Genomic DNA, 10,867 nt, shown 5'->3' on the forward strand with positions numbered 1-10,867 from the left:
GGTTTACCTTTTCCAACCCCATACTGAAGTTGAATTCATAGATACCTGATCAAATGAACAAAAACTATTATGCTATTTTAATGGCCGGAGGGGTAGGTTCCCGTTTTTGGCCGGTAAGCACAACGGATAACCCCAAACAGTTCCACGACATGTTGGGTACAGGGGAGACACTTATACAGAAGACGTTTAACAGGCTAAACCGCTTTATCCCTTCCGAAAACATCTTTATCCTTACCAATGAAATCTATAATGACCTTGTCCTCGAACAACTGCCGGGGATAAGGCCAACCCAGGTGGTACTGGAACCTGCTATGCGAAATACAGCGCCATGTATCCTCTATGCAGCACTTAAGATCTACAAGGAAGACCCGGATGCCCTCATGGTAGTAGCTCCCAGCGACCACTGGATAGAGGACGAAAAGGCCTTTGAGAATAACGTGATCCAATGTTTTGATAAATGTAAGGACACTGCTGCCCTCTGTACCCTGGGGATTAAACCCAGCTTCCCAAATACAGGATATGGCTATATTGAGTATGAAACGGAGGGGGAGGCCAATGGTGATGCCTTGCGGACGGTAGCACAGTTCCGGGAAAAACCGGATTATAAAACTGCCAAAGGTTTCCTCGAACAAGGGAATTTCCTGTGGAATGCCGGTATATTTATGTGGAGTGCCAAAACTATAATAGATGCGTTTGCCCGGTACCAACCAGAGATGTATAGCCTGTTTGAGGCCGGCATACCCCTGTATAATACAAAGGAAGAGGCGGCTTTTGTGGCAAGCGAATACCCCAAAGCAGAAAACATCTCCATTGACTATGCCATCCTGGAACACGCAGCAACCACTCTTGTATTGCCGGCAAGTTTTGACTGGAACGACCTGGGTACCTGGGGTTCTTTGTACGATAAGCTGGTAGATAATGGTGATAAGAATGTGATGATCAACGGGCAGCTTTGGAATCAGGATGCCATGGGCAATATGATTCGCGTGCCCAGGAATAAATTGGTGGTGATTGAAGGATTAAATGACTATATTATCGTGGACAAAGAAGAAGTCCTAATGATTGTTCCCAAAAGCAAGGAACAGGAAATAAAAAATATCAGGGCTTCTGTTGCAGAAAACTACGGTGAGGATTACGTGTAACAACTTATGAATCAGGAATACCAACAGCAAGACATGCACTCTCCTGACCCCGGCAGGGGCAGTGGAGATGAGGTGAAACGGGATTTTCAGGGGTTGCTTGGCAGTGTGCGTTCCTTCCTTTCGGACTTGCTGAATATCAGGCAAAACACGGATCAGGACGCCACAAAAGAAGCCATCATCGCAGATATATCATTTAAAGGGCATACCGCCTGGATCCTTGTGTGTTCCATATTTATTGCCTCTGTGGGGCTCAATGCCAATTCTACCGCGGTGGTTATCGGAGCGATGTTAATTTCTCCCCTCATGGGCCCCATCCTTGGGATAGGAATGTCCGTGTCTATCAATGATGTGGATACCCTGAGGAGGTCCCTGAAGAACTTTGCGGTTATGGTGGTCCTGAGTGTACTAACGGCCTTCCTCTTTTTTAAATTTTTTCCTCTGCGAGACGAATCCTCAGAATTACTCGCCAGGACAGCACCTGATATCCGGGATGTCCTCATTGCGTTTTTTGGCGGATTGGCTTTGGTCATTGCAAGGGCAAAAAGAGGTACTATAGCTTCTGTAATATTCGGTGTCGCCATCGCCACAGCCCTGATGCCACCGCTGTGTACAGTAGGGTTTGGCCTGGCAATCGGAAATTTAAGTTATGCCGGTGGGGCCATGTACCTGTTTACCATCAACACCATATTCATTGCCCTGGCTACCTTTTTGGTGATCAAATTCCTGCGTTTTCCCATGGTGCGTTACGCCAACTCCAGGAAGCGTCGTTTAATAGGCAGGATCGCTACCCTCGTGGCGATACTGGTTATGATCCCGGCAGGGTATACGTTTTACAATGTGTTCAGGAAGTCGCAGTTTATGTATCAATCTCAGCAGCTCATTAATGAAACCATAGAAGTATATGAGTTTCAGGAACGGGGGAGATATATGGAAAACCTCACGGAAATCTCCTATGACCAAAGTGGGCAATCCTTTATCGAACTGGTTACTATGGGGGACGAGCTCATCCCGGAAAATGTAATTAACTCCTGGAGGAACCAGAAAAACAAATATCCACTCCTTGTGGAGGCGGAACTCCGCGTGGTCCAGGGGGGCAGGGACGACTCTGAAGAGAAATTCCGCTACGTCAACGAATTGTACGAAGCCAAGAAAGCGGAATTGCTGAACAAGGATGAACGCATCCGTATCCTGGAAGCAGAATTGGCCAGTTTAAGCAAACAAGCTACTCAGCAGATCCCTTTTGGCGATATCAGTGCTGAGGCCCGTGCTTCCTATGAGTACCTGGACGGATTGAGTTTTTACTACAGTATCCGGACAGATTTTAGCAAAACGGACACCATCCCGATTTTTGAAGTGAAATGGAAAGATGAAGCCAGCAGCAACCAGATTGCCAGGGACAGCAGGAGGTTACACGAATGGTTGAAACTTAGGTTGAAGAATGATGCGATTCAGCTGAAAGCCTTTACCTATTAATCCCGCTCTTCAATATACATCTGACGCACTTTCTTGAATAGCTCTGAGGAATAGACAAAGTCCGTAATCGCTTTGTTGTCTGTCTTAAAAATGTCCTTGTTAGTGCCTTCCCATTCCTTGACACCATTTTTAAGGAAGATGATCTTTTCCCCAATCTCCATCACGGAGTTCATGTCGTGACTGTTGATAACGGTAATAATGTCAAACTCCTTGGTGATTTCCTGGATGAGGTTATCGATTAGGATAGCCGTATTGGGATCAAGCCCGCTATTGGGCTCATCGCAAAAGAGATATTTAGGGTTCATTACAATGGCCCGTGCTATGGCCACCCTTTTTTGCATACCCCCTGAGATTTCTGCAGGGTATTTTTTATGTGCGCCTTCAAGGTTCACCCGTTTCAGTACAAAATTTACCCTGTCTTCCATTTCTGATCGGGACTGTTTGGTGAACATCTCCAGGGGGAACATTACATTGCCTTCCACGGTCATAGAGTCAAACAGGGCACTTCCCTGGAAGACCATGCCCATATCCTGCCTCAGGTCGCGCCGTTCATCTCCTGACAATTCTGCCCAACGGCGGCCGTCATAGCTTATGGTGCCCTCATCCGGGATCAATAAACCCAGTAAGCATTTCATAAATACGGTCTTTCCCGATCCGCTTTGACCGATGATGAGGTTGGTTTTACCTTTTTCAAAGGAAGTAGTGATGCCTTTGAGTACATGGGCATCACCGAAGGATTTATGTAAGTTAACAACGTCGATCATCAGCCTAGTAACAATTGGGTGAGGATAAAATTCAAGATGATGATCACAACACTGGTCCAGACAAAGGCCACCGTACTGGCTTTACCTACATCCAGGGCCCCGCCTTTCATATAATATCCGTGAAATGAAGGCAGCGTTGCGATTATGAAGGCAAAAACCACGGACTTAATAAAGGAGTAGGTCACGTGGAAGGTAATAAAGTCGAGCTTGAGGCCTTCTACGAATTCTGCGCTGGAACTGTGCGCCCCAAGGACATTGGCGATCCAGCCCCCAAAAATCCCCACATACATGGCAATGGCCACGATAAAGGGATAGAAGAGCATGGCGATAATTTTTGGAAATACCAGGTAGTTCAAGGAGTTCACTCCCATGACCTCCAGGGCGTCAATCTGTTCCGTAACACGCATGGTACCAATACTGGAGGTGATATAGGAGCCCACTTTACCGGCCATAATGATGGAGGTGAATGTTGGGGCGAATTCCAGGATCACTGATTGCCGTGTAGCAAATCCGATCAGGTTTTTGGGGATAAGCGGATTGGTGAGGTTCAAAGCCGTCTGAATGGCAACTACCCCACCGATGAAGATCGAAATGAAGATGATTATACCCAGGGAACCAAAAATAAGTTCATCGATCTCCTTGAGGATCAAATTCTTCATTATCGGCCATTTGGTTGGCTTTTTAAAAACCTCGCGAACCATAATGGCATAGCTTCCAATCGCGGAAAGGTAGTTCATTGAACTGTGGTCATCTTCTCAGCGTAAAAATAACAATATTAACGTTCAATTGACTTTCAATTCCCTTTTTTGAGGCTATAATTCGCTATTTTTGGGGGATAGTAAATGAAACTTATGAAGCCTCATCGATTCCACTTATTCATCGTCTTTTTTACCCTATCTGCCTTGGTAAGTACCCTTTCTGCCCAAAAGAAGAACAGGGAGGGCAATACCCTTACTACAGAACAGACAGCACCCTATCAGCAGCCCAAATTAGTGGTGGGAATAGTGGTGGATCAAATGCGGTATGATTACCTGACACGTTTTTGGGACCACTACGGAAAGGGTGGCTTTAAACGCCTGGTAAGTGGCGGGTTCAATTGCCGTAACAACCATTTTAATTACGCACCTACAAGCACGGGTCCGGGGCATGCCTCCGTCTACACGGGGACCACGCCGGCCACCCACGGGATTATAGGAAATGAGTGGTATGATAAGTATGCAGATGCCTCAGTATATTGTGCTTCGGATACTACCCAGACTTCTGTAGGGACAACCTCTGATGCCGGGCAGATGTCCCCCCATCGTATGAATGTGACGACCATCACAGACCAACTGAGGTTACACACCCAGATGCGGTCGAAGGTTGTTGCCGTTGCATTGAAAGACCGGGGAGCAGTACTTCCCGGAGGGCATACGGCCAATGCCGCCTATTGGTTTTCAGGGGGCTCAGAGGGGAATTGGATCAGCAGCTCCTTCTATATGGAACAGTTGCCTGCCTGGGTGAGCAAGTTCAATAATTCTAACGCTGTAGAACGGTATAAAAGGCCGTGGAATACACTGAAACCCATAAATACTTATGTGCAAAGTGGTACGGATAACAATATGTACGAGGGAGTCTTTGATGGCAAAGAGGAACCGGTTTTTCCTTATGACCTCGAATCACTGTGGGACGATAACGGGCAATTCGGTTTGCTCAGGATCACTCCTTATGGTAACAGTATTACCACAGATTTTGCCCTTGCAGCGATGAAGGGTGAAGACCTGGGGCAGGACGATATTACCGACTTTCTCGCGATCAGCTACTCCAGCACGGATTATGTGGGTCATTTTTTCGGTGTTAATTCGAAAGAGATTCAGGACACCTATATACGGCTGGACCAGGACCTGGAGCGTTTACTGAACGAGCTGGACAAGCAGGTAGGCGATGGGAATTATACCGTTTTTTTAACGGCAGACCACGCTGCAGTGCACGTTCCTGCCTATCTCAGCGATCTTAAGATCCCGGCAGGGTACTTTTCCCTTTCAGAATATCGGGAGCGTCTGTTTGATTTTCTCAGGTACCGCTATGGGACCACAGAGCTGATTAAAAACTATTCTAATGCCCAGATTTTCCTGGATCATCAAGTAATCCAAAATCTGGACATCAGTGTCCAGGAAGTGCAGGAGGCACTGGCCAGGGAGATGATCAAATATGAGGGAATAGACCGTGTATACACGGCCCACCAGATGTTGAACAATGAATACAGCGAGGGCATCCCCAATATCCTTCAGAACGGATATAACCAAAAGCGATCGGGCGATATTCTGTTGGTGCTTGAGCCTGCCAAAGCTTCTTATTCCAGGACAGGATCCACGCATGGTTCCCCGCAAATCTATGACACCCATGTTCCTTTATTGTTCTATGGGAAGGGTATTCGGAAGGGGAGTACTGCGGAGCGGACAGAAATCCCTGATATTGCCCCTACCATTGCTTCGCTACTGGGAATAGCTTTCCCTAATGGGGCTACGGGAAGTCCTATAAGTGTGGTCCTAGAATAGTTTACTTCGGATGCCTTTCCACCTGAGCTTCCTGATAAACTGACCTTCTTCTGTAGATACGATAAAGGGTTTTTTATTATTCCTGGCCGACAGATAACCGCGAAGGTTATCTCCTATGGCCCTCGGTTTCTTTGTTTTTACAGCCATTTTGAACGAGGCGATCAGGGTAATGATAAAACCGTAGCGCATGAGATACATGGCTTCGCCCTGTAGTCTTTTGGCTCGTTTGTTATACGCTGCTCCAAGTGGCCTGAGGTGTTTTACCTGTAGCGATTCATCCGTAAAGGTGGTAAAGCCGTAGTACGCCGCGAGGAGCTCGTCTACGGTATCCCATCCCATGGCGGGCTTTAATCCCTTAATCGTCTTAAAACAGCGTTTAGTGTAAGATTTGAAAGCGCCCCTGACATGATCCTGGTTCATGGGATGATTGCGTTTCCAAACCCCACTATCGTCCTGCTCATAGGCAAACCCTCCGGCAATACCTACATCGGGATGTGCTGAAAAGATGGCAGCGATCCTCTCAAAATATTCAGGAGGCAGGATAATATCCGCATCCAGTTTAACTATGAAGTCATATTCATCGTCCAGCAGTTCCAGCCCATAGTTGAAGGTATGTACTACCTTTCCCCCTGGCATATGCTGGGCGTCAGAATGCCTGTTCCGTTTTATAAAATGGGGGTATTGTGGATTAAATCGGTCAATTATGGCTTCTGTGCCATCTGAAGAATGATCGTTAACAATAACCACTTTTTTGGGAGGTAGGGTTTGATGCACAAGAGACTCCAGGGTTTTGTCCAGATAGGCCTCTTCATTGTGAGCGGGGATAACTACGTAGTATTCCATTTCAGACCGAGGAAATTAATGGGTTTTTCGCTCGGCATAGACGATATAGTACCTTGGGGTAAATCGCCTCAGAATGGGTCGTAAACCAATTTTACCTACAGGATTGGTCCATTTTTCCCTATCCTTGATTTCCCAGCCGGCCTTGTCGAGTAACCAATCGAACTGCCAGGCCTCAAATTCGTGATAGTGCCGGTCGCGGGGATCCTGTTCATTGCGGTATGCGGTTGCAAACCATAACCTCAGGGGTACACTGGCTACCAGTCGCTGTGCCTTTATTTCTCTTAAAACATTAAAGGGTGCTACGAGGTGTTCAAAGATTTCGAAGGCAGTAACCACTTCGGCAGTGGAGTTGGCTACCTTACTAAAATCGAGATCAAGATCCTCTCCTCCCGTATTCTCCACATCATACCCGTGATCCTGCATGATATCGGTCAGGGGGTTGCTTACGCCAAGATCGAGAATTCTGGTTGATTTAGGAATATGTTTTTCCAGGAAAGCAAGGGTGTTCCGATAGCGTTTGGTGGGATAAAACTTATCGTACATGATGAATTAGCAGCGGTATACAAAAGCATTGATGTTCATACCGGCACCCACACTTGCAAACATGACCACATCTCCCTTGTTAATTTCGTGGTTTTCCAATTGTCCCCGCTTAACCATATCGAACAGGGTGGGTATGGTTGCCACAGAACTGTTACCAAGGGTATTTATGTTCATGGGCATGATGTTGTCTGGCACCCTCATTTTATAGGATCGGTAAAACCTTTGCACGATGGCCTCATCCATCTTTTCGTTTGCCTGGTGCAGGAAGATCTTTTTAAGGTCTGTTATGGGGATATTGCTCTTTTCCAGGCAGGCCTTCATAGCACTGGGAACATGGGATATGGCAAATTCATAGATTTTACGCCCATACATCTTGATGTATTGTGTGGTATCCGAAGCATTGCGATCGTAAGATTCCCCATTGAACAGGAAATACGCCTCCCCGTTGGCATAAGTTGCAGAAATATGGGCCAGGATCTCCCCGGAATTACCTTCAGCGGATATAATACTAGCCCCGGCGCCATCTGAATAAATCATGGAATCCCGGTCTGCGTGGTCTACAACCCTGGAAAGCGTTTCTGCACCGATTACAAGGCAGTTTTTTGCCATGCCACACCGGATATATGCCTGGGCCTGGATCACGCCTTCCACCCATCCCGGACATCCGAACAGCATATCGTAGGCCACGCAATACGGGTTTTTGATTTTCAACCGGTTTTTAACCCGGGTTGCAAGGGTAGGCAGGGTATCTGATTGGGTATGCCCTTTTTTCACGTTACCGAAATTATGTGCGAAAATGATATAATCCAGGGACTCCGGATCAATACCGGCATCTTCGATTGCAGCCTGGGCTGCATAATAGCCCAGGTCAGAGGTGTTTAAATCATCCTGCGCGTAACGGCGTTCCTTGATACCCGTGATGGCTTTGAACTTCTCAATAATAACGGTATTGGAGTGCTCAAATGGTGCACCGTTACTATCCAGAAAATTGTGTTCTTCAAAATGGTTATTCTTAGTCTTTACAGCGGGGATATAGCAACCTGTACCCAGTATTCCAACGTTCATGTTTGCGTTTCCTATAGTTTGGGTCAAAATGTAAGCATTAAATTCATTTCGTTCAAAAAAGATAAGGCACAGTTTACGATGCCCAACGAGCCAAAATCCTGCTTTTCATGTTATGAAATAGCATGTTAAATCACATAAAATCAGTAGTTTACCTACTAATCAGCCTCGGTATAAGCTGATATCGGGACACAACTGCAAATGAGGTTTCGGTCTCCATAAGCATCATCTACCCGACGTACACTGGGCCAGAATTTGTTATCCGCAACATAAGGTAACGGGAATGCTGCTTCCTGTCTGCTGTACGAATACGGCCAATGGTCTGCAGTCAACATACTTAGTGTATGGGGTGCATTTTTAAGGATATTGTCTCCTTCCTCTGTGCCGCACCTTTCAATTTCCGAATGGATGGCCAGTAAGGCATCACAAAACCGGTCCAGTTCGGCAAGGCTCTCACTTTCTGTGGGCTCAATCATCATGGTGCCGGCTACCGGAAAAGAAACGGTGGGCGCGTGGAATCCATAGTCCATGAGCCGTTTGGCAATGTCAGTCACTTCGATACCGAGATGCTTGAAAGGACGGCAATCAATGATCATTTCATGTGCAGCCCTGCCCTGTTCACCGGTATACAGTACCTGATACTTACCTTCAAGTCGGTTTTTAATGTAATTCGCATTCAGTATGGAGACCTTTGTGGCTTCACTGAGGCCTTCTTCTCCGAGCATTTTGATATATCCATAGGAAATCAGACAGGCCAGCGGGCTGCCCCAGGGAGCTGCGGATATCGCAGTTATAGCGTTTTCTCCTCCTGTTGCTATCACAGGATGTCCTGGCAGGAAAGGTGCTAACTGGGGAGCAACGCAAATAGGTCCTACTCCCGGGCCACCTCCGCCATGGGGTATGGCAAAGGTTTTGTGCAGATTGAGGTGGCAAACATCTGCCCCGATAGCTGCCGGATGGGTTAGCCCCACCTGGGCATTCATATTGGCACCGTCCATATACACTTGGCCGCCATGGTCATGGATGAGCCTGGTAATTTTCCGTATTGAGGATTCATAAACTCCGTGTGTAGAGGGGTAGGTGATCATCAGTGCAGCCAGGTTCTCTGAGTTCGCCACTACTTTTTCCTCCAGGTCCTGCAGGTCGATATTGCCTTTTTCATCGGTTTTTGTCACCACCACCTTCATGCCAGCCATCACTGCAGAAGCGGGATTGGTACCATGAGCAGATGCCGGGATGATACAAATGTTGCGATGGCTTTCGTTGCGTGACTCGTGGTAGGCTCTGATGGTCATCAGGCCGGAATACTCCCCCTGAGCCCCAGAATTGGGTTGTAGCGATGTTGCTGCAAATCCTGTTATGGTGCTGAGGTCATTTTCGAGCTTTCGCAGTACTTCATGATAGCCCGCAGCCTGTCCCACAGGGGCAAAAGGATGTATGTTCCCCCATTCTGGTGTACTGAGCGGAAGCATTTCCGTAGCCGCGTTCAGTTTCATGGTACAGGACCCCAGCGGGATCATGGAATGGTTCAAGGCCAGATCCCTGCGCTCCAGTTTCTTAAGGTAGCGCATCAATTCTGTTTCAGAATGATAGGAGTTAAATACCTCATGCTCCAGGAAATCGGAGGTACGAAGAAGTGCTGACGGAAGAAGAGGTTCAGAAAATTCCTGATAACCGGAAAGGTCAACAGCCTCAATGGAGCCTGTGATGCAGGTGGCCAGTTCGCTCAGATCTTCCATACTTGTCGCCTCATTAATAGAGACCGATATCATTTCCTCATTGATGTAATTGAGGTTGATCCCCATACCTACAGCTCGTGCCCTGACCTCAGTTGCATTGATCACCCTGATTTTCAGGGTGTCAAAGAACACATCATTATATTGTTGAATACCGGATGCCTTTAGATAGGCATCCAGGATCCTCGTTTTTCTGTGGATTTCCCCGGCGATATGCCTGAGCCCTTCTGGGCCATGGTATACGGCATAGGCCCCTGCCATCACGGCCAGAAGTACTTGTGCCGTACAAATATTGGAGGTGGCTTTATCGCGTTTAATATGTTGTTCGCGGGTTTGCAGGGCCATTCGCAGCGCAGGCTGCTCATCCGTGTCACGGGTACGTCCTATGATCCTTCCCGGAATATGACGCTTGTAGTCCTCCCTGGTAGCGAAATATGCGGCGTGCGGACCGCCATATCCCAAGGGAATCCCCAGGCGCTGTGTGGTACCCACTACCACATCGGCCCCTAGTTCTCCGGGAGGCGTTAACAGTACCAAACTCAGGATGTCGGCAGCTACAGCCACTTTTATACTGTTTTCCTGTGCCTTCTGGATAAATCCTCCCAGGTCATCTACCTGTCCGTATTTCCCCGGGTACTGGAGGAGGGCCCCAAAAAATCCTGAATCTAAACCAAAGTCTTCATGTTCGCCAATTACCAGCTCTATGCCCAGTGGCTTTGATCGTGTTTGTAACAGGGAAAGGGTCTGGGGCAGGACGGCTTCAGAAA

The 10,867-nt window shown here is 47.4% G+C and carries 9 protein-coding genes; 3 read left to right on the forward strand and 6 right to left on the reverse strand.

Features of this window, described 5'->3' with window-relative positions:
• Positions 1–53: 53 nt before the first annotated feature.
• A complete protein-coding gene (locus AC4E7D_RS06325; RefSeq protein ID WP_490172969.1) occupies positions 54–1,142 on the forward strand; it encodes a mannose-1-phosphate guanylyltransferase in 1,089 nt (362 codons plus the stop codon).
• Positions 1,143–1,148: 6 nt separating this feature from the next.
• Positions 1,149–2,615 carry a DUF389 domain-containing protein gene (locus AC4E7D_RS06330; protein WP_490172970.1) on the forward strand — a complete coding sequence of 489 codons (1,467 nt, stop codon included), beginning with the start codon at positions 1,149–1,151 and terminating at the stop codon, positions 2,613–2,615.
• On the opposite strand, the gene AC4E7D_RS06335 is transcribed toward AC4E7D_RS06330, so the two are convergent.
• A complete protein-coding gene (locus tag AC4E7D_RS06335; protein ID WP_490172971.1) occupies positions 2,612–3,379 on the reverse strand; it encodes an ABC transporter ATP-binding protein in 768 nt (255 codons plus the stop codon). The two genes, AC4E7D_RS06330 and AC4E7D_RS06335, sit on opposite strands and share 4 nt — an antisense overlap.
• Positions 3,379–4,116, reverse strand: coding sequence for an MlaE family ABC transporter permease (locus AC4E7D_RS06340; protein ID WP_490172972.1), 738 nt, complete (start codon positions 4,114–4,116; stop codon positions 3,379–3,381). Before AC4E7D_RS06340 ends, AC4E7D_RS06335 begins: the two co-directional genes overlap by 1 nt.
• Before the next feature lie 114 nt (positions 4,117–4,230).
• Between AC4E7D_RS06340 and pafA the strand changes: the two genes are divergently transcribed.
• Positions 4,231–5,916, forward strand: a complete 1,686-nt coding sequence (pafA, locus tag AC4E7D_RS06345) for an alkaline phosphatase PafA (protein WP_490172973.1) — start codon at positions 4,231–4,233, stop codon at positions 5,914–5,916.
• Here pafA and AC4E7D_RS06350 read toward each other — a convergent pair.
• From AC4E7D_RS06350 to gcvP, 4 genes are all read right to left on the reverse strand, one after another.
• Positions 5,908–6,759: a glycosyltransferase family 2 protein gene (locus AC4E7D_RS06350; RefSeq protein ID WP_490172974.1), complete on the reverse strand. Its 852-nt coding sequence runs from the start codon at positions 6,757–6,759 to the stop codon at positions 5,908–5,910. The genes pafA and AC4E7D_RS06350 overlap by 9 nt on opposite strands.
• 15 nt (positions 6,760–6,774) lie before the next feature.
• The gene (locus tag AC4E7D_RS06355) at positions 6,775–7,302 is read right to left on the reverse strand and encodes a methyltransferase domain-containing protein (protein ID WP_490172975.1); all 528 of its coding nucleotides are present in this window, start codon (positions 7,300–7,302) and stop codon (positions 6,775–6,777) included.
• A gap of 6 nt (positions 7,303–7,308) precedes the next feature.
• Positions 7,309–8,367, reverse strand: coding sequence for a 3-oxoacyl-ACP synthase III family protein (locus AC4E7D_RS06360; protein WP_490172976.1), 1,059 nt, complete (start codon positions 8,365–8,367; stop codon positions 7,309–7,311).
• A 155-nt stretch (positions 8,368–8,522) separates the two neighbouring features.
• Positions 8,523–10,867 (reverse strand): aminomethyl-transferring glycine dehydrogenase (gene gcvP / locus AC4E7D_RS06365; protein WP_490172977.1); only part of this gene is annotated, 2,345 nt, incomplete at its 5' end.

The organism is Lentiprolixibacter sp. (genome assembly GCF_982873095.1).

Coding starts and splice junctions, on each gene's coding strand:
- AC4E7D_RS06355 (WP_490172975.1), bottom strand. CDS start 7,302: ATGTACGATAAGTTTTATCCCACCAAACGCTATCGGAACACCCTTGCT.
- AC4E7D_RS06350 (WP_490172974.1), bottom strand. CDS start 6,759: ATGGAATACTACGTAGTTATCCCCGCTCACAATGAAGAGGCCTATCTG.
- AC4E7D_RS06335 (WP_490172971.1), bottom strand. CDS start 3,379: ATGATCGACGTTGTTAACTTACATAAATCCTTCGGTGATGCCCATGTA.
- AC4E7D_RS06340 (WP_490172972.1), bottom strand. CDS start 4,116: ATGAACTACCTTTCCGCGATTGGAAGCTATGCCATTATGGTTCGCGAG.
- pafA (WP_490172973.1), top strand. CDS start 4,231: ATGAAGCCTCATCGATTCCACTTATTCATCGTCTTTTTTACCCTATCT.
- AC4E7D_RS06360 (WP_490172976.1), bottom strand. CDS start 8,367: ATGAACGTTGGAATACTGGGTACAGGTTGCTATATCCCCGCTGTAAAG.
- AC4E7D_RS06325 (WP_490172969.1), top strand. CDS start 54: ATGAACAAAAACTATTATGCTATTTTAATGGCCGGAGGGGTAGGTTCC.
- AC4E7D_RS06330 (WP_490172970.1), top strand. CDS start 1,149: ATGAATCAGGAATACCAACAGCAAGACATGCACTCTCCTGACCCCGGC.